A 17,070-nucleotide genomic window follows, 5' to 3' on the forward strand; every position below is an offset into this window, starting at 1 on the left:
ATTGAGATGATGGAGAACCTATGCAACAAATAATTCTTGCCTGTGGGGTAAATCCATTAGGCCCAATAATCATCCTTTTTTCGGCAGCAATCCTTCTATTTATCGGTAATATTACAATTAAATATTTCTTGCTTGCAAAAACCCATCGTTCAAAACGTCGTTCATTAATGATCGATAGTTTGAGCTTGACATTTATTGAAGGGTTTGTGATTGGTTTGGTTATTCTAGCTGCGACAGTTTTGCCAAATGTTATATTTATGACAAAAATTGGATTTTTATTTTCCTATCAGATCATTATTTGGGTGCTTTTTTGCATCGTCGATACATTTTTCATCAAACGTTGGTCAATCCAAACCAAATTCCAAGCGATTAGGCTAGACGACGGTCAAAAACTACAGGTTGAGCCAGCACATCGCACCTATCTGCCGCCGTGGGTTGTAGCACTCACATCAAATACCCTCATTTGGAGCGTTCTGGTTTTATTTTTGCTGATGTTTGATTAGAGCTTAAAGAGGCAGTTATGCAACAACTTATCCTTGCCTGTGGCTATGGTGGATGGCCTCAATCATTTGGCTGGCTCTATTGGTTTATCGGTTTTTGGCTAACCATAGCACTCGTTATCGTGGTTAAGGCTTGGGTTTTCCCCCGCAGCCAATGGATTCAGCGGCGTGCGCCCATACTTAAAAGTTTTATGCTTTTCATGTCTGGTGCCAGTGTGAGCATGCTTGTTATGAGCGGAATTTATTTTCTTGCACCAGCTATGTTAAGCGAGCAAATTGGATTTGTACCTGCCTATTAACTGATTCTGTTGGTAGCAATCTGCGTTCACGATACGCTGGCCTTGAACTATTGGCTCAAACAAGGCTATGCCCAAACCATCGGAGTTGATCCAAATCAGCAACTTCAGGTCGAGCCAGCCCAAAGCCATTGGTATCAACCGATCGTGCTTGGATTTGGCAGCAATCTCATGCTTTTTCTGGTTATTCAGGTAATGCTTAGCTTTGCTAGCTAATGCCATTTTTAGCATGGAGCAGGAGGTTATTTGATCATGATTGCGCTTAATAATTCACTCGTAGTATCAATTGAACCAGACCAGTATGAGCCTTGGCTTAGTCTACGCTATCAAACGCCACAGCAGCAAATCGTGCTGTATAGCGGCTCAATCTATCATAGTAGCGTATTTAATGACGATCAAACTGAATTTTGCTTAGATTTTAATTTTGGCCATGACAACCTGATTCTGCCCTATCGCCTCAGGCGGTTTGCAGAATGGCTGGTTTTTGTGCCTATGATCGATCACCCTTCTGAGCTTGACAATGTTTGGGCATATCACGCCCAGTTTGGGCAAGGGTTGCTGATTCCCCAACAGAACTGGGATGCTGTTTGGCAAGCAGCAGGAATGAATGTTCGTAGCGTTGCAAGCATCCCGCTGGCAACCAATGCAGATCTGCAATTGCTGTGGTTGCAGACAAGCCAATTTGCGCCAACTTCACCAACTCCGTGGCCAAAAACCTCGATTAAAGCCATTCAACAGGCAATTCTTGCAGAAGAGCCAACCAATCAGCCTTCGATTAAACAGCTGCTGCAAGCACTGCTTGATCAACAACTGATGCTTGAGCCAACCCCAACTGCTCAGCAAGCAGAAGGTCTGACGATTACGGCCTACTGGACAGACCAACAACACAAGATTCATGAATGGGCTGCCATGGTGAGCCAGCATAATCAGCATTACCTGCTCATTTTTGGCCAGCTGGTTAAGATCCTTGCAACCTAAAATGTGGGCAGTGTGCGGGCAAAACTGATATGTTGCTGAAAATGCTGAGAGTTCGTTGAAAAAGGGAACACAATTGGCCTCGTATCCGTTATGATAAGACAGCCGAATCGATTTTAGTGTGTGGAGTAATGGGTATGCGCTGGATACGCTGGTGTTGGCTGCTGCTGCTGATAGCCCTACCGATCAGTGCAGCATCGGGCCAAGAGCAAGGAAATAATGGGCTAGTTTGGCAAGTTGAGCCAGTATTTGGCACCACCTATCGCCCTGGCGAGTGGATGGCCTTGCGGGTCAAGGTGAGCAATACTGGCGTTGATCGCAAGGTTGAAATTCACGTTGGCAACTACAATGTTGAGCTTGATGTGCCCGGCGGCAGTCAAAAAGAAACCTTGATGTATGGTCAGTTTGATCAAGCGTTTCGCGTACCAATGGCGCTGTATTTAAATGGCGAAAAACGCGAAACCGCCACGCTTCAGTTACGCTCAACCGATCGCCCGATGATGGCAACCTTGTTGGAGCAACCATTGCCGCAACTGACCAAGGTGGTGTTGGTTGCGACTGATAGCAAGCAATTGCCGAACTCGTCGATTGGCCTCGATATGCTCAATGGCATCGCGCTCAATCAGCGAGCGTGGGGCGAGCTAACGCCAGAGCAACAGCAAGCAATCAAACAATGGGTCAACAATGGCGGGATGTTGTTGGTTGAGCCAAATCTGCTTGAAGATTTGCCAGCCGACCTCCAACCAGCCCAAGTTGCTGGCGAGCAAGCGATTGCCACCACAACCTTGAGCCAAGTATTTCTCCAGCCGTTCAACGAAGCCAGCTTGAATATTGCCTTGCTTCAGCCAAATAATCAATCGGCTGCCAGCTTGAAGCAAGATCAAACGCCGATTTTTGTTAAACGCCCAGTTGGCAAAGGCTTTGTCATCGCGAGCGCATTTAATCTGGATCAGCCAGAAATCATCGCGTGGCGTGGCTACGAAAATATGCTGGTTTCGCTCTTCCCGCAACAGCAAAATACTGGCTGGATGGGAATGGGCAGCAGCGAAAACTCGATTCGTGATAGTAATGCGCCAGCCTTGCTCAACAACTTACCAGCGCTTGACCTGCCACCACTCAAAACCTTGTTAATTCTGTTAGGGATTTACATTGTGTTGGCTGGGCCAGTGACCTACCTCGTGCTACGGCGGCTTGATCGCATGGCTTTAGCATGGCTGACAATTCCCACATTAACCTTGATTTTTGCCATCTTGGCCTATGGAATTGGCTCAAAACAACGGGGCACTGATATTTTGGTCCATGATGTGGCCTTAATCTACCCCGATGCTGATGCCAATGCGACGATCATTGGCTATGCAGGAATTTTCTCGCCTGTGCGCGATGAATATCAAGTAACAATCAAAAACGGTGCCTATCCACGGCCATTGTTGGTCAACCCGAATATGGGCGGCAATAATGGCGGGGTCAATGCAACACGGGCGCTCTATAGCCATCAACCAGGCGATATTCGCAACTTGACGATCAATCAATGGTCGATGGAAATGTTTGCCTATGAGCAGAGCATCAGCGATGCGCCACATGTGCAAATTGAAATCAGCATGCAAGAAAAGAAAATTATTGGCACAGTGCGCAATACCAGCAAATATACGCTCAACGAAGCAGCATTTATTATGTTAGGCAATGCGCAAAAGTTTGGCACGATTGAGCCAGGCGCTGAAAAATCAATTGAATTGCAAATTAACAATAATCCTTCGATGTCGGGCGCAAGCTATTTGCTGTTTCAAAAAGAGCTTGATGCTGGCTATCAAACGCCATCTGGCCCACCGCGCGACCTGTTGGCCAAAACCCAAGCACTTGATATTGCGCTGCCCAACATCTATAGCTCAGTTGATCGCAACGCCGTGTTTGTAGCGTTCGTCGATTTCAATCAATCGGTGATTGATTTGCCTGAAAAACGCTTTGCAGCAACCCAACGCAGCCTATTAGTGCAATACCCTCAATTAAGCTATAGCCAAAATGTAGTAGAACTCAACAACAATTGGTTCAGCTATATTATGGAAGAAGATCCCAATATGGGCATGGGTTCGGCGTGTACCACCAGTGCCCGTGGCTCAGGCACAAGCATTTCGCAAAAAACTGGCATCATTCAACTTGATTTGCCAGCCAGTTTTAGTTCAATCGAAGCCCAATCGCTCCGCTTTTTGCCAACGATCGATGGCGGAATGGTCGCAGCCAACAAAGTCAACTACGAACTTTATAATTGGGTTAATGGGCAATGGGATGTCCTAAGCTTCAAAAATGGCGCGCTTGACCTCAGCACCAACCCAAGTGCCTATTTACAACAAGGCAGCTTGCGCATGCGCTACACCATCGATCCATCGATCGACACCACTGCTGGGCTGTGGGGCTGTTTCTCGATTGGGCCAGTGCTTACGGGAGTGGTCAAATGAGCGAATTAGCGATTCAGACTGTTGATTTAATCCGCCGCTATGGCAAATATACTGCTGTCAATAAGCTTAACTTAACTATCGCGCCTGGCAGTATTTTTGGCTTTCTCGGCCCAAACGGCGCAGGCAAAACCACAACCTTGCGCATGCTAGCTGGCTTGCTTGAGCCAAGCAGTGGTCAAGTCTTTTTGCATAGCCAGCTGATTCAAAAAACCAGCACAGCAGCGGCAATCGTTGGCTATATGCCCGATTTCTTTGGGGTTTACGACGATCTGCGGGTTTGGGAATATCTCGATTTCTATGCGCGCTGCCATGGAATTGAGCCAGCCAAACGCAAAAGCACCGTCGATGGCCTGCTCGATTTGGTTGATCTGAGCGAAAAGCGCAATGCTTTTGTGCAACACCTAAGCCGTGGGATGCAACAGCGTTTGTGCTTGGCTCATGCGCTGGTGCACGACCCCAAAATTTTGTTGCTCGACGAGCCAGCCAGCGGCCTCGATCCCCAAGCGCGAGTCGAATTACGCGAGTTGCTGCGCACCCTGCGCGATATGGGCAAGACGATTATTCTAAGCTCGCACATTTTGAATGAGCTAGAAGATATTTGTACCAATTTCGGAATTATGGCGCGTGGCCAATTGCTAGCCCAAGGCTCGCTTGAAACCTTGCGCCAACGTAGCCGACCAGCACTCCAAATCAAAGTGCTTGACGATTTAGAACGGGCGATGCGCCTGATTGGCGCTCAAGCTGGCGTGTTGCGCGTCCTTGAGCCAGCAGAAGAAACGCCGAACTTGATCGAAGTAGAATTTGATGGCAATGAGCAGCAAGCATCACAGTTGCTGCTCAATTTAGCGCGCGCCGAGCTGCCGATTGCCGATTTCCATCGCGAAGACGATTCGCTCGAACGGCTCTTTTTGCAGCTTGTTAATGACCATGTTACGGAGGAACAGCGATGAGCAATCGTGCGGCGAGCAGGCGTTGGAGCTTGCAACCAAACCCAATTGTGGTCAAAGAGCTGCGTTCGCGCATGCGTGGTGGCCGAGCCTTTATCTTGCTCACTGGCTTTTTGCTGGGCTTAGGCTTGGTTGGCTATGGCTTGTTTCTGCGCGCAACCAGCGGCCAAAACAACGGCGCACCGATTTTTAGCGCGCAAGTTGGCCAAACCCTGTTTGCAGGTTTAGCTTTTATGTTGCTGTTTTTGGTGATTTTAATTGCGCCAGCAGTAACGGTTGGGGCAATTAGCAGCGAGCGCGAACGCCTAACCTACGAAATGTTGATCGCCACTAATTTGCCATCGCATCGCTTGTTATGGGGCAAATTGATTTCAGCGCTATCGTATATTGCGCTGTTGCTTTTGGCAGCAATTCCGCTTGGTAGCATTGTCTTTTTATTTGGTGGCATCACGCTGCGCCATGTCATCCAAGCAGCAGTGATTATTGGGCTGAGCGCCATTACCAGCGCCATGCTTGGCATTTGGGCCTCGGCCATGACCGGCAAAACTGGACGGGCTGCGGTCGTCAGCTATGTGATTATTGGCTTGGTACTTGGGGGATTTTTGTCTGGAGCCGAAATCTGGACGAAGCGCACCACCGAGCCAGTGCCAACTGGTTTATTAGCGCCCAACCCAATTAGCGCCTTGGCTTCGAGCCTTGGCACCTTATCAGGGCCAAGTAGCGGCGGCGGCATTACCACGATGCGCGCATTCGAAGCAGTCCCAATGGCAGCTGGTGGTGGGCCTGGTTGGTGGCCAGGCAGCAATCCCTTCAGCAATACGGGCCTCAATTTTCCAGGTTGGCAGACCTTTTCAATTGGCATTTACCCAGCAACCGATCAATTTGGGCCTGATGGCATGCCAATTATTGCCGAGCCACGTTCGGTTTGGCGCATCACCATCATCATTTTGATTATGGCATGTCTGGCCTTCTTTTGGATGGCGCTGCATGCCGTCAAACCACGCCGCCGCTGGTGGCCTACATGGGGCGATGCAGCAATGCTTTCAGTGACATCGCTAAGCTTGCTTGGTTTGGGCTTTTGGATCGGCTGGTGGTTCCGCTAGGTCATGTTCAAGCGCCATCGATTGATCAATCGATGGCGCTTTTGCATTTAGACCGCTACTTGTTGCGCTGCATAAATACCAATTGGCAACTCAAAGGCTTGATTAACGCTCACAATCAACCAGCCCTCAACTTCAAGCGCAATTGCTACAGCCAACCGCCAAAATAGGGCCAATTCATACGATGAACGACCAGCATAACTCTCTAAACTATAACTTAATCCAATCGCAGTCCATTGATCTGCAAGCTGCTGCCGTTGCGAAGCATCGAGATTACGCCCAAGATCAGCGATGTAATCGGCATAATCTTCAGGTTCTTCCGCTGGTTTAACCACCAAAGAGATGGTTAAGGGTTGAGCCGTTTGCAATTGAAACGTTGTTGCTGACGTAGTGGTTCAGTAGCTGGCCATGGTTGCTGCTGGGTTTGCACATGTGACATAGAACCAAGAATGGTCTGTTGTTCAGGTTCAAGCAACTGCCGCCAGCGCTGCAAAATTCTAGCAGGACTTGGAATTTCACGCATTCCTGGAATAATTTCAAGATCTAAACTCATCGTCGCTCCCGATCAAACAGCATTCTGCTGCTTGAATTATGCAACAAACTTGCTCCAAATCTGCAATATCACCCACGCGGCTTCAACGATACCGCTATCAGAACGTTTGAGCAGGAGTATGATTGATGCAAACAACACCAACCTATCGGGTTGCAGCGGTGAATGCGCCATTCTTACGCTATGGCTGGGTGGGCTGGTTTCTGGCGACATGGCTTGGCGGCTGGTTGGCGGAAATAGTTCTGCCATTTCCAATTGACTACTTCTGGATGTTTGTTGATGGAATTGTTGATGACCCACTACTCGAACAATGGCTCTACTGGATTATTGATATTTGGAGTATCTTCTTTTTGCTCCCGCTCACAATTGTGTCATTATGGGTTATTGTTCTTCCTATACTCAAACCCTATCGTTATCATGTACTTGGTCTTGGTATCACAAGTATGTCAATTGATAGGTATGCGGAAGTATACGATTCATTGTATCAAACAGGACTTTTAGGAGCAGTTGGAGGGTTGTTATTGGGATGGGGCTTGTATCGAGCAATAAAACAAATCATCGAAAAAGCGTGGGTATTGATCCCTGCCAGCAGCATTGCATTTGGCATAGCTCAAAGGCTCTTTATTCAATTTGCCTGTGGCAACGCTGATGGATTATTTGGGTGTAAAACTGGCCATGTTACTGGAAGCTATGCCCTCGAATATTACCTTGGGCGTGGGGCACAATGGGCGGTGTATGGGCTGATTACGGCCTTGACATTGGGCGTGTTGAGCCAACGACGGCCTCCGCTATAAGCTTGTTTTTCGATTGCGTTAGATTTTAGTTTGACTATGATGCGTGCCAGCAATCAGAAACAAGGTTAAACAACAACCCCGCGCCAATCAGCACGGGGTTGTTGCATTGGAAGAAAAGACCAAGTTAGGGGGTTGCAGTTGGTTGTTGCAAGGTTGGCGTAATGCCAGTGGTTGCAGTCGCCAACGGTGCAGCAGTCATAGGAGCTAAGGTTGTGGTTGGCTGGGTTGTTGGCATCAACGATGGCACGGCCACAATATTTTGGCTTGGCGTTGCCGTCGTATCAGGAAACAAGAAGCTCATCGGGGGCAACTTGAAGAAATACAATACCCCTAAGAGCGCCGCCAACACGACCAACGAGCCTAAAATACCCCAGCCAGATAAACCACCGCCTTCGGCCTTGGCAGCAGGGCGAGGCGCAGACGCAGCAGGTTTGGCATGAGCTTCGGCCATCGCTGGAGTCAAACGACCTGAAGCAGTCAATGGCACATGCTGTTGGGTTTCGTCGTCGTGCATGCCAACTACCGCCATGGGCTTGGTGCCAGTTGGGCCAGCAGGCAACTCAAATTCCTCGGTAATTGGGTCGGCACTGCGGGCTGGCGTAGTCAATGGCTGGTTTAATAATGTTTCCAACAATGGATCATTAGCTTCAAGCTCATCAAGCTCATCAACTTCGACCAACAAGGCAGTGATATTATCGTAACCACCAACCCCATTGGCTAGATCGATCAGCTTTGGCACAATCTGATCGAATGGCAGCGTATTGATCGTGCGTAAAATGGTTGCTTCATCAACGAAGCCATGCAAGCCGTCTGACGAGATCAAAAAGCGATCGCCAACCTGAACAGGCTCGCGAAACACATCAACCTGAACCTCGCGTTGATGCCCAACGGCGCGGGTGATGATGTTTTTGATCTTCGACTGTGACGCTTGTTCGCGGGTCATTAACCCTGCGCGAACTTGCTCTTCAACAAATGAGTGATCAACCGTTACTTGGCGCATCGAGTTATTGCGAATCAAATAGGCTCGACTATCGCCAACATTGGCTAGAAACGCCACGTTTTTGAAGATTAGCAAGGCCACCGAAGTGGTTCCCATATTGCCACGGCCACGATCAAACACAGCCTGATTAGCACTCACGATCGCCGTAGTGAGGGCTTTGGGAATATCGGTTTGAACAACGTTCGGAAATGTTTCGAGCATGGTTTGCACAGCCGTCTGACTGGCGACTTCGCCAGCTAAATGACCGCCCATGCCATCGCAAACAACATACAGTTGAATTCCGTTTGGTAGCGGGTCGCCCACGCCATAGGCATCTTGGTTAACTTCGCGTGAACGCCCAATGTCGGTTTGTGCGCTGTGGCGTAGCTTCATCGATACTCCTGTCAATCCCGGGACGATTTACATCGTGAGTGTATCGGCGCGAGTATAGCATAGGCCGTACTATGCGGCAACAATTGATTCACGGCGTAAAATACATTTTGAGCTATTTTTGTTATTGTATTGATCATCTTGGTGAATGTCTATAGGCAGAAAGCCCAAAAAGCCCTGTGCTATAATTGCGCAATTAAAGATCCGCATGAAAGGTATTGGTTTTTTGTATGGCATTTGCAATCGGGATTGATCTCGGTGGTACCCATTTACGGGCTGCCTTAGTAGACCGAGAAGGTGAAATTCTTGCCCATGAACGGATTCGGACTGAAGCCCACGAAGGTGCCGAAGCAGTGGTTGGTCGGATTACTCAATTAATTAACACCATGATCGCTGCGGCGAATGGTGAAACAATTGTCGGCGTTGGCATCGCCGCCCCAGGCCCGCTTAATCCTTTTACGGGCACGGTGATTACCATGCCCAATTTGCCAGGCTGGGAGAACTTTCCGCTCCGCGAACGAATCGCCGCCAATGTGCCCTTCCCCGTTGTGCTGGGCAACGATGCCAACCTGGCAGCCGTTGGCGAATGGTTGTTCGGCGGCGGGCGTGGCATGCAAAATATGATCTATGTCACAATTAGCACAGGGGTTGGCGGCGGCGTTATTTGCGATGGCCGTTTATTGCTCGGCTACAATGGCTTTGCTGCCGAAGTTGGCCACATGGTGCTCGACCCTCACGGCTTTGCTCCAGCCACACCCACGCCCGCAGGCTCGTGGGAAGCCTTGGCATCGGGCACGTTTTTGGCCTACCACGCCGCCGAAGCGATGCGCGCTGGCACGGAAACAGTGCTCAATCAATTAACAACCCCAGATGCAGTGACAACTCATCATTTGGATCTCGCGGCCCAACAAGGCGACGAATTGGCCATTCGCTTGATCGAAAACGCTGGTTTTTGGTCGGGCATCGCTTTTGTCAACCTCTTGCATATGTTCAGCCCTGAGGCAATTTTTGTGGGCGGCGGGGTCTCCAACTTAGGCGATCGCTTGCTCAACCCAGCGCGGGCCGAAATTACCAAACGCGCTTTGCCTGGCTATCGCAATGTGCCAATTCATCAAACCAAAATGGGCGATAACCTTGGCGTGCTCGGCGCAGCCGCCTATGCATTTAGCTCAGTCGAATTCGCCTAGTTCTCTGGCAAGCCGCTCGGTTCCAAAGCATCTCGCCAACGCGTCTTTGGGTCTTGGCGGCTTGGCGTTTTTAGCACAAAGGATTTCAGCATGTCGCTCAGGATTCGCCGCAGTGAAATGACCTGCCCCGCGCATAGCCTCGCCATGATTAGCAAAGCAGCTGTTTCTGAGGCCGATGAGGTGATTATTGATTTAGAAGATGCCTGCGCCGTCTCGCAAAAAATTGCTGCTCGTGCTACGGTCATTCAGGCCTTGCAAACGCTTGATTTTGGCCAAAAGCTGGTGGCGGTGCGGCCAAACGCCGTCCAAACTCATTATCACTATCGCGATGTGGTCGAAATTGTCGAGGCTGCTGGCGCTAAAATCGACGTGCTGGTGATTCCGAAAATCGAAACTGCTGATGATGTGCGCTTTGTTGATCGTTTGCTAAGCCAAATCGAAGCCAATATTGGCCTCACTGTTGGTTCGATTAAGCTCGAAGTATTAATTGAAGGCACACGGGCATTGCAAGCAGTTGAGCAGATTGCCAATGCCTCGCCGCGGTTGGAGAGCCTGATTTTTGGCTTGGCTGATTATGCTGGCGATTTGGGCGCACGTTCTGCTGACGATCAATGGGGCATGTTTGCCTATCCCAAGCACAAAATGCTGGTTGCCGCCAAAGCAGCAGGGCTTGCGGCGATTGATAATGTAACTTTTGCCTTCCGCGATCCCGAGGCCTGCCAACGCGATGCTGAGCGGGCCGCTGCGATGGGTTTCGATGGCAAATGGGCAATTCATCCAGCCCAAGTGCCAATCATCAACCAAGCCTTTTTACCAACTGCCGCCGAGATCGCCGAGGCCCAACGTTTAATTAACGCCTATGCCGCCGCCGATCAAGATGCAGGTTTGGGCGCAATCGCAATTGATGATCAGATGATCGATGCAGCAAGTTTGCGGGTGCATGCCAAAAAGGTAGCCCTCGCCAAACGCGCAGGCTTAATTGAAAATTGAGCAATAACCGCCCAATTTCGTGCCTCATGATATACTGTGAGCAGACTGACATTGCAAGCCCTCACACATAGGACATAAAAAACACAATGGCTGAACAGACGCACATTCGCAACTTTAGCATTATCGCCCACGTCGATCATGGCAAAACTACCCTCTCGGATCGCCTGTTGGAAGTGACCCAAACCCTTTCATCACGCGAGATGCGTGCCCAAACCCTTGATGCCATGGATTTGGAACGCGAAAAGGGCATCACAATCAAGATGCACCCCGTCCGGCTAGAATATACTGCCAAGGATGGTCAACAATATGCCTTGCATATGATCGACTGCCCTGGTCACGTTGACTTTAGCTACGAAGTTTCACGCTCGTTGCAAGCCTGTGAAGGCGCATTGTTGATCGTTGATGCTTCGCAAGGCATCGAAGCCCAAACCTTGGCCAACGTTTATCTAGCGCTCGAAAACAATCTCGAAATTATTCCAATCTTGAATAAAATCGATTTGCCTGGAGCCGAGGTTGAGCGCGTTTCCGAGGAAGTCGAGCATGTGCTGGGCTTGCCACGCGAAGAAATTATTTTGGCTTCTGGCAAGGAAGGCACCGGCGTGCCCGAAATTCTCGAAGCAATTGTCGCCCGCATCCCACCACCAAGAGGCAAAAACGAAGCCCCAGCCCGCGCCTTGATTTTCGATTCGCAATACAACGCCTACAAAGGGGTAATTGCCTATATTCGGGTCGTCGATGGCACAATTCGCACTGGCGATAAATTGCGCCTGATGGGGACCGATGTGCTGACCGAAGCCATGGAAATTGGCTTCTTCCGGCCAGGCATGGTTGCTGGTCAAGCGCTTAGCGCTGGCGAGGTCGGCTACATCGCTACCGGTTTGAAGTCGGTGCGCGATTGCCAAGTCGGCGATACCATCACCCTGATTGATAACGCAGCAACTGAAACCTTGGCTCCCTACGAACCAGCCAAACCAATGGTCTTTGCTGGCTTGTATCCAGTCGATTCAGGTGATTACACCTTGCTGCGTGATGCGCTCGATAAATTGCGCCTGAACGATGCAGCGCTCTCATTCGAGCCAGAAACCTCTGCCGCTTTGGGCTTTGGTTTTCGGGCTGGCTTCTTGGGCTTGCTGCACATGGAAATTGTGCAAGAACGGCTCGAACGCGAATATAACATCGACTTGTTGATCACCGCGCCAAGCGTAGAATATCAAGTTTTGACCAATACTGGCGAGATTTTGATCATCGATAATCCATCGGAATTGCCCGATGTTGGCATGATCGATCAGATCGAAGAGCCAATGATGGCAATTAGCATTATCGTGCCAACCCGCTATATCGGCGTGGTGATGGAATTGGTCACCGGCAAGCGTGGCGTGTTCCAAAGCATGGATTATCTTGATAAAGAGCGGGTTGTGCTGAAGTACGAAATTCCGCTTTCCGAAATTGTGGTCGATTTCTACGATTCGCTCAAATCGCGCACCCAAGGCTATGCCTCGCTGGATTATCATCTGAGCAGCTATCGCGCTTCAGATTTGGTTAAGCTCGACGTGTTGGTCAATGGCACGCCAGTCGATGCGCTTTCGATGATCACCCACCGCGATAATGCCTATCGCCAAGGCCGCCAATTGGTCGAAAAGCTGCAAAAGCTGATTCCACGCCAAATGTTCGAGGTGCCAATTCAAGCAGCGGTCGGCTCACGGGTGATTGCCCGCGAAACGATTCGTGCAATGCGCAAAGACGTATTGTCGAAATGTTATGGTGGCGACATCAGCCGCAAACGCAAGCTCTTAGAAAAGCAAAAAGAAGGCAAGAAGCGCATGAAGATGGTTGGCAACGTCGAAATTCCTCAAGATGCCTTTATGGCGGTCTTGAAGCTCGACAGCTAGAACTGAGATTCCCTCACCCCAACCCCTCTCCCGTTCGACGGGAGAGGGGCTTTTTCGTTCGATGGTTATGGCCAATTCCTTAGCTATGTAATCGTGCTCTCCTTCCCCGTTCTGTGGGTGAGGGCACAAAAATACTTCACACTAATCAAAATGTGTGGAGTTTTTTTTGTGCCTGTGATACTTTGGCATGCTGTTGGTATTAACTTACGAACGTTCATTGAGCTTCGAACCTAGCGCGAGGTGTCCTCATGACCAATGAGCAGGAGTTAAGTTTTGACGAACTTTATACAACCCATTTCAAGCCAATTTACAACTATGTCTACTATCGAGTGCATAACAACGCCGTTGCCGATGATCTGACGGCGCAGATTTTTGAGCGGGCATTGCGCCATTTTGGCCAATATCAACCAGCTAAAGCGCCATTTGTGGTTTGGCTGTTTACCATCGCGCGGCGGGTCGTGCAATCGTATATCCGTCGCCAACGCTTAATCCAATGGTTGCCGCTCGATAGCTTCCGCGAAGCGCATACCCAGCACAACCCAGAAACCGTTGTGTTGGCCCAGATCGAACAGCAAGCTTTATTGGCGGCGCTACGGGAGCTTAGCCAACGCGAGCAAGAGATCATCACACTGAAGTTTGTGGCTGGGCTCAATAATCGCCAGATTGCCCAAATTAGCAGCTTGAGCGAATCGAATGTTGGCACAATTGCCGCCCGCAGCCTGCTCAAATTACGCCGTTCACTCAGCCAGTTTCAAGGAGTAACCAATGTTGAAAAAACAACCCCAACCCTATCACACTGAGGCTGAATTAATTGCGGAAGAAACTGTGCTGAAGCTCCTGAGCGAAAATGACCCTTCAGCACAAAGTTCATTGTATGAGCCGCTTCGCCAACGTTTATTCCAACAACATCCAACGACTAAACCAATCCTTTCATTCCGTTTTGCCTTGATCGTGACATGTGTTTTGCTTGCGCTGCTCACCCTTACGCCCGTTCGGAGTAGTTTGGCAGCAGTACTTGAACGCTTTGGCATCATTCAGATCACCGATGATCCAAGCATCGTGCAAGAGCTTCAAGGCCAACCATTGGCAGGCTTGGAGTTAACACCTGCCCCAACTGGGGTATTCTCGGAGATTGATTCAAGTGTACAAACCATTTCAAAGCAAATTGGCGCTCATGTCTATTTCACTAATCAATTGCCAGACGGATATTTGCTTGCTGACCGCGTATTGGACGTTGGTCCCAAAGGTTCAACCGTCATAACGTATTACATCAATACAGAAGATACGGTTAATAACGATGCTGGCAGCATCGAGATCCGCCAAATCTATCAACCTGATCCGAATATAGAACCCTACGATTTGGCGATTGGCGCAGCCGCTAGCACCTCGGTTCAAGTACGCGGATTTAGTGGGCTATGGATTGAGCAAGCACCGTTGTTATTAACTGATGATGGCACTGGTCATTTTACAATCCTCCCAGCAAATGCATTGGTGTGGAGCGAAGGTGCGAATACCTTCCAACTGCAAAGCGATCGTTTGGATTTAGCAGCCATGCAAGCCATAGCTGAATCGCTGCGATAAATGCTAAGCCCAACCCAGATTTTTGGGTTGGGCTTGCTTGATTGACAGCCTAGATTCGCGCGGCAGGTGGTCGACGACGCTGGATATAGCCAGCCAACATTGGCGTGCCAACCCCAAGCGCGGCAATCCACAGGGCTTTGTACAGCACTGGCAAGAAATTGCTGGGGAAATTACTGGGCACATCGCCAATCAGCACCAACATGCCGAGCGTTACAGCAACGCCCACAATATAAATGAGCAATAGCTGCCACCACGCAACATGGGCTGTTGCATGATGACGCTGCCACGTCGTTGATAAAATTCGCCCCAATTGATCAGCGCTACCAAATTGGGCAAGCGCGGTCGTCACCGCCGTCGAGCGATCAGCACCTTGCTGCAGTGCTTGAGCGACCAACGCCTCAAGATGGCTGCGAATCTCACGAATTTCATCGGCGCGCTGGGCGGCAGGCAAGTTGGAGAGTTCGGCAGCCACGATCTTCAAATAACGCTCAATCAGGTCAGATGTTGTTGTCATAGCTCAGTCTCCGTTTGCCCATCAGGGCTTCAATCGCCGTAGCATAGCGTCGCCATGCGGCAATACGGTTTTCCAACTCGGCCAAACCAGCGGCAGTCAAATGGTAGACTTTGCGCGCAGGGCCTTGGGCTTGAATTTCCCACGAGCTGGTCACCCACTCGGAGTTTTCCAGCGTACGCAACGCAGGGTAGAGCGAGCCTTCACGCATGCGCAACATTTGATCACTATCGCGCTCAATCGCCCGCGCAATTGCATAGCCATGCAAAGGGCCATGGGTCAAAACACTGAGAATTAAGGTGGGCAAATCGCCACGAGTTAAGTCAACACTCATTGCACCTCCCTAGTAGCAACTAGCTAGGAGTATACATAGATTCAAGATGTATGTCAATATACAATATATATCGATACTATTCCGCAACCCAGTCGCTAGCTGCGCTCGTCATCGATGATTGGTCTTCGTGATGGAGTGTGATCGGTATGCAGAACACGTAGATAAGCGTTACGAATGACGCTGTTAATCAGCACATAGCCTACCATTACGCCGATTGCATTCATTACTAGATCATCGATGTGGGTGATGCGAAATTGATAGCCAACGATTAAACCAGTCACTAACTGAATTATTTCTGCACCTAAGCCAACCAGCAGCGCAATAGCGAGCATGCTGCGCATCCGTAGCTTTTTAAAGAATGCTAAAAATATCCCAAACGGAATTGTGAGCATTATGTTGAGCAAATAAGATTTCACCAACCTCAAGACAGCATCTGTTCGATGTAGATCGAAATATTGTTGTTTAAATGGAATCAGATAGATAGCTTCGCGATAAAGATAATCTTTGATATTATCCCAAAGTGATTTACTAGAATAGTTGATTGGTAAACAGATTTGGGCAATCATGCCAAATAAATAGCCAACAAAAAGAGCATAGACGATAATTTTGGCTTTACTTTGCTTATTTTTCAACATCCAGAGCGATAATGGAATAATAATAACCAAAGCATAGAGCATAAATCCTAATGTTTCGCGCAGCATACCTACTACACCAGCCATTCTCAATCAATGAGGGCTATCAACTCAAAATCAGCATTAGATTGAACAAACCATAATTGGAGCACTGTTTAGGGGAAGAATGGAGTAGCGATCAATCGATTAAATTGTGGTTGTAAGTTCACTAATGGTTAAATTGCGAATTTCTAGGGCTTGGGCTTGATGCGCCAGCAGGCCGCCGCGCACAATTCCGCGGGGTGAAACATGAGCATATTGGTTATCGAGCCACAAAATTAGCCCTAATTTGCTGGTTGGCAGATTGCGAGTTTTGAGCACCAATTGCCGATCAAGCCAAAACTCAACCCGATCGGTATACCAATCGATTTGATAGTGTTGCCAAGCATTCCATTTGAGCTGAATTGGCTGGCTGCGCACGCCCAAAGCCAATTGCAGCAACGGCAAGCAACAACGTTGGCGCAACCACGTATTTTGGCTGAGCAAAACAGCTAACGGAGCCAGCGGCAACAAGGCCAAACAAAGGGCTAAACGGGGCACAAAACTCATTGCGAGCCAGCCGTTGCGCGCGCCATTGGCGGTTAGTTCAAGCTTGCTGGCCGCGCTGGCATAGAAAAACCACAACGCTTGGGGCAGGCGCAAACGCCGCAAGCCAGTGCCAGCAGGATCATTCCACCAACCAAAGCCTGCTGTCCCAACAACATGCTCAGGATCGCCACAAAACTGCGCTTCAAGTTGCAAGCGCACCGGAGCCTGCCAAATTAAGCCCGATTCAGCATAATCATCCAATTGCGCATCGCTATAAACTATGCGATCATGCGTGGTAAGGGCGAGCCGCACGCCAGCAGCAATTGGCTGAATTTCAGCATTATTGGGTGTCCATGCATGCCAGCGCCGCCCCCAAAACGAGCGAAAAGCCATTAGGA

General features: G+C 49.4%; 20 protein-coding genes. 13 read left to right on the forward strand and 7 right to left on the reverse strand.

The window, feature by feature from the left end; genetic code table 11:
* Window positions 1-20: 20 nt before the first annotated feature.
* From C5S61_RS00890 to C5S61_RS00920, 7 genes are all read left to right on the forward strand, one after another.
* Window positions 21-503: a hypothetical protein gene (locus C5S61_RS00890; protein ID WP_110513252.1), complete on the forward strand. Its 483-nt coding sequence runs from the start codon at window positions 21-23 to the stop codon at window positions 501-503.
* A 17-nt stretch (window positions 504-520) separates the two neighbouring features.
* The gene (locus C5S61_RS00895; RefSeq protein WP_110513253.1) at window positions 521-799 is read left to right on the forward strand and encodes a hypothetical protein; all 279 of its coding nucleotides are present in this window, start codon (window positions 521-523) and stop codon (window positions 797-799) included.
* Between the two features lie 9 nt (window positions 800-808).
* Entirely contained in the window at window positions 809-1,012 is a 204-nt protein-coding gene (locus C5S61_RS00900; protein WP_110513254.1) for a hypothetical protein, read from the forward strand.
* A gap of 36 nt (window positions 1,013-1,048) precedes the next feature.
* Window positions 1,049-1,774: a hypothetical protein gene (locus tag C5S61_RS00905; protein WP_110513255.1), complete on the forward strand. Its 726-nt coding sequence runs from the start codon at window positions 1,049-1,051 to the stop codon at window positions 1,772-1,774.
* 134 nt (window positions 1,775-1,908) lie between these two features.
* Window positions 1,909-4,221 carry a DUF8725 domain-containing protein gene (locus C5S61_RS00910; RefSeq protein ID WP_110513256.1) on the forward strand — a complete coding sequence of 771 codons (2,313 nt, stop codon included), beginning with the start codon at window positions 1,909-1,911 and terminating at the stop codon, window positions 4,219-4,221.
* Window positions 4,218-5,171 (forward strand): ABC transporter ATP-binding protein, encoded by a 954-nt coding sequence (locus C5S61_RS00915; RefSeq protein WP_110513257.1) that lies wholly within the window; start codon window positions 4,218-4,220, stop codon window positions 5,169-5,171. Before C5S61_RS00910 ends, C5S61_RS00915 begins: the two co-directional genes overlap by 4 nt.
* The gene (locus C5S61_RS00920) at window positions 5,168-6,271 is read left to right on the forward strand and encodes an ABC transporter permease (RefSeq protein ID WP_110513258.1); all 1,104 of its coding nucleotides are present in this window, start codon (window positions 5,168-5,170) and stop codon (window positions 6,269-6,271) included. Before C5S61_RS00915 ends, C5S61_RS00920 begins: the two co-directional genes overlap by 4 nt.
* A 47-nt stretch (window positions 6,272-6,318) precedes the next feature.
* On the opposite strand, the gene C5S61_RS00925 is transcribed toward C5S61_RS00920, so the two are convergent.
* Both C5S61_RS00925 and C5S61_RS00930 read right to left on the reverse strand, forming a co-directional pair.
* The gene (locus C5S61_RS00925) at window positions 6,319-6,603 is read right to left on the reverse strand and encodes a hypothetical protein (protein ID WP_110513259.1); all 285 of its coding nucleotides are present in this window, start codon (window positions 6,601-6,603) and stop codon (window positions 6,319-6,321) included.
* An 11-nt stretch (window positions 6,604-6,614) separates the two neighbouring features.
* Window positions 6,615-6,821: a hypothetical protein gene (locus C5S61_RS00930; RefSeq protein WP_110513260.1), complete on the reverse strand. Its 207-nt coding sequence runs from the start codon at window positions 6,819-6,821 to the stop codon at window positions 6,615-6,617.
* A gap of 125 nt (window positions 6,822-6,946) precedes the next feature.
* On the opposite strand from C5S61_RS00930, the gene C5S61_RS00935 reads away from it, so the two are divergent.
* Window positions 6,947-7,612 carry a hypothetical protein gene (locus C5S61_RS00935; protein WP_110513261.1) on the forward strand — a complete coding sequence of 222 codons (666 nt, stop codon included), beginning with the start codon at window positions 6,947-6,949 and terminating at the stop codon, window positions 7,610-7,612.
* Window positions 7,613-7,736: 124 nt separating this feature from the next.
* Here C5S61_RS00935 and C5S61_RS00940 read toward each other — a convergent pair whose 3' ends face one another.
* A complete protein-coding gene (locus C5S61_RS00940; RefSeq protein ID WP_110513262.1) occupies window positions 7,737-8,984 on the reverse strand; it encodes a Stp1/IreP family PP2C-type Ser/Thr phosphatase in 1,248 nt (415 codons plus the stop codon).
* Between the two features lie 227 nt (window positions 8,985-9,211).
* Here C5S61_RS00940 and C5S61_RS00945 point away from each other — a divergent pair, with 227 nt between their 5' ends.
* The 5 genes from C5S61_RS00945 to C5S61_RS00965 all read left to right on the forward strand — a co-directional run bounded on the left by C5S61_RS00945 (window position 9,212) and on the right by C5S61_RS00965 (window position 14,628).
* Window positions 9,212-10,168, forward strand: a complete 957-nt coding sequence (locus C5S61_RS00945; RefSeq protein ID WP_110513263.1) for an ROK family protein — start codon at window positions 9,212-9,214, stop codon at window positions 10,166-10,168.
* Window positions 10,169-10,258: 90 nt separating this feature from the next.
* A complete protein-coding gene (locus tag C5S61_RS00950) occupies window positions 10,259-11,158 on the forward strand; it encodes an HpcH/HpaI aldolase/citrate lyase family protein (RefSeq protein ID WP_110513264.1) in 900 nt (299 codons plus the stop codon).
* 86 nt (window positions 11,159-11,244) lie between these two features.
* Window positions 11,245-13,047, forward strand: a complete 1,803-nt coding sequence (gene lepA / locus C5S61_RS00955; protein ID WP_110513265.1) for a translation elongation factor 4 — start codon at window positions 11,245-11,247, stop codon at window positions 13,045-13,047.
* Between the two features lie 248 nt (window positions 13,048-13,295).
* A complete protein-coding gene (locus C5S61_RS00960) occupies window positions 13,296-13,847 on the forward strand; it encodes a sigma-70 family RNA polymerase sigma factor (RefSeq protein WP_110513266.1) in 552 nt (183 codons plus the stop codon).
* Complete coding sequence (locus tag C5S61_RS00965; protein WP_110513267.1) at window positions 13,813-14,628, forward strand: hypothetical protein; 816 nt, start codon at window positions 13,813-13,815, stop codon at window positions 14,626-14,628. The genes C5S61_RS00960 and C5S61_RS00965 overlap by 35 nt, the downstream gene beginning before the upstream one ends.
* A gap of 49 nt (window positions 14,629-14,677) precedes the next feature.
* On the opposite strand, the gene C5S61_RS00970 is transcribed toward C5S61_RS00965, so the two are convergent.
* The 4 genes from C5S61_RS00970 to C5S61_RS00985 all read right to left on the reverse strand — a co-directional run bounded on the left by C5S61_RS00970 (window position 14,678) and on the right by C5S61_RS00985 (window position 17,065).
* Window positions 14,678-15,142 carry an HAAS signaling domain-containing protein gene (locus tag C5S61_RS00970; RefSeq protein ID WP_110513268.1) on the reverse strand — a complete coding sequence of 155 codons (465 nt, stop codon included), beginning with the start codon at window positions 15,140-15,142 and terminating at the stop codon, window positions 14,678-14,680.
* Window positions 15,126-15,473 (reverse strand): PadR family transcriptional regulator, encoded by a 348-nt coding sequence (locus tag C5S61_RS00975; RefSeq protein ID WP_110513269.1) that lies wholly within the window; start codon window positions 15,471-15,473, stop codon window positions 15,126-15,128. Before C5S61_RS00975 ends, C5S61_RS00970 begins: the two co-directional genes overlap by 17 nt.
* Window positions 15,474-15,568: 95 nt before the next feature.
* Window positions 15,569-16,192, reverse strand: coding sequence for a VanZ family protein (locus C5S61_RS00980; protein ID WP_110513270.1), 624 nt, complete (start codon window positions 16,190-16,192; stop codon window positions 15,569-15,571).
* Window positions 16,193-16,291: 99 nt separating this feature from the next.
* Entirely contained in the window at window positions 16,292-17,065 is a 774-nt protein-coding gene (locus C5S61_RS00985) for a hypothetical protein (protein WP_110513271.1), read from the reverse strand.
* Window positions 17,066-17,070: the final 5 nt, after the last annotated feature.

This window comes from Herpetosiphon llansteffanensis, assembly GCF_003205875.1.
GTDB lineage: Bacteria > Chloroflexota > Chloroflexia > Chloroflexales > Herpetosiphonaceae > Herpetosiphon > Herpetosiphon llansteffanensis.

What these genes read in the sequence shown, in the direction of transcription:
- C5S61_RS00890 (WP_110513252.1), top strand. Translation starts at nt 21, where the DNA reads ATGCAACAAATAATTCTTGCCTGTGGGGTAAATCCATTAGGCCCAATA.
- C5S61_RS00895 (WP_110513253.1), top strand. Translation starts at nt 521, where the DNA reads ATGCAACAACTTATCCTTGCCTGTGGCTATGGTGGATGGCCTCAATCA.
- C5S61_RS00905 (WP_110513255.1), top strand. Translation starts at nt 1,049, where the DNA reads ATGATTGCGCTTAATAATTCACTCGTAGTATCAATTGAACCAGACCAG.
- C5S61_RS00910 (WP_110513256.1), top strand. Translation starts at nt 1,909, where the DNA reads ATGCGCTGGATACGCTGGTGTTGGCTGCTGCTGCTGATAGCCCTACCG.
- C5S61_RS00915 (WP_110513257.1), top strand. Translation starts at nt 4,218, where the DNA reads ATGAGCGAATTAGCGATTCAGACTGTTGATTTAATCCGCCGCTATGGC.
- C5S61_RS00920 (WP_110513258.1), top strand. Translation starts at nt 5,168, where the DNA reads ATGAGCAATCGTGCGGCGAGCAGGCGTTGGAGCTTGCAACCAAACCCA.
- C5S61_RS00930 (WP_110513260.1), bottom strand. Translation starts at nt 6,821, where the DNA reads ATGAGTTTAGATCTTGAAATTATTCCAGGAATGCGTGAAATTCCAAGT.
- C5S61_RS00935 (WP_110513261.1), top strand. Translation starts at nt 6,947, where the DNA reads ATGCAAACAACACCAACCTATCGGGTTGCAGCGGTGAATGCGCCATTC.
- C5S61_RS00940 (WP_110513262.1), bottom strand. Translation starts at nt 8,984, where the DNA reads ATGAAGCTACGCCACAGCGCACAAACCGACATTGGGCGTTCACGCGAA.
- C5S61_RS00945 (WP_110513263.1), top strand. Translation starts at nt 9,212, where the DNA reads ATGGCATTTGCAATCGGGATTGATCTCGGTGGTACCCATTTACGGGCT.
- C5S61_RS00950 (WP_110513264.1), top strand. Translation starts at nt 10,259, where the DNA reads ATGTCGCTCAGGATTCGCCGCAGTGAAATGACCTGCCCCGCGCATAGC.
- lepA (WP_110513265.1), top strand. Translation starts at nt 11,245, where the DNA reads ATGGCTGAACAGACGCACATTCGCAACTTTAGCATTATCGCCCACGTC.
- C5S61_RS00960 (WP_110513266.1), top strand. Translation starts at nt 13,296, where the DNA reads ATGACCAATGAGCAGGAGTTAAGTTTTGACGAACTTTATACAACCCAT.
- C5S61_RS00965 (WP_110513267.1), top strand. Translation starts at nt 13,813, where the DNA reads ATGTTGAAAAAACAACCCCAACCCTATCACACTGAGGCTGAATTAATT.
- C5S61_RS00970 (WP_110513268.1), bottom strand. Translation starts at nt 15,142, where the DNA reads ATGACAACAACATCTGACCTGATTGAGCGTTATTTGAAGATCGTGGCT.
- C5S61_RS00975 (WP_110513269.1), bottom strand. Translation starts at nt 15,473, where the DNA reads ATGAGTGTTGACTTAACTCGTGGCGATTTGCCCACCTTAATTCTCAGT.
- C5S61_RS00980 (WP_110513270.1), bottom strand. Translation starts at nt 16,192, where the DNA reads ATGGCTGGTGTAGTAGGTATGCTGCGCGAAACATTAGGATTTATGCTC.
- C5S61_RS00985 (WP_110513271.1), bottom strand. Translation starts at nt 17,065, where the DNA reads ATGGCTTTTCGCTCGTTTTGGGGGCGGCGCTGGCATGCATGGACACCC.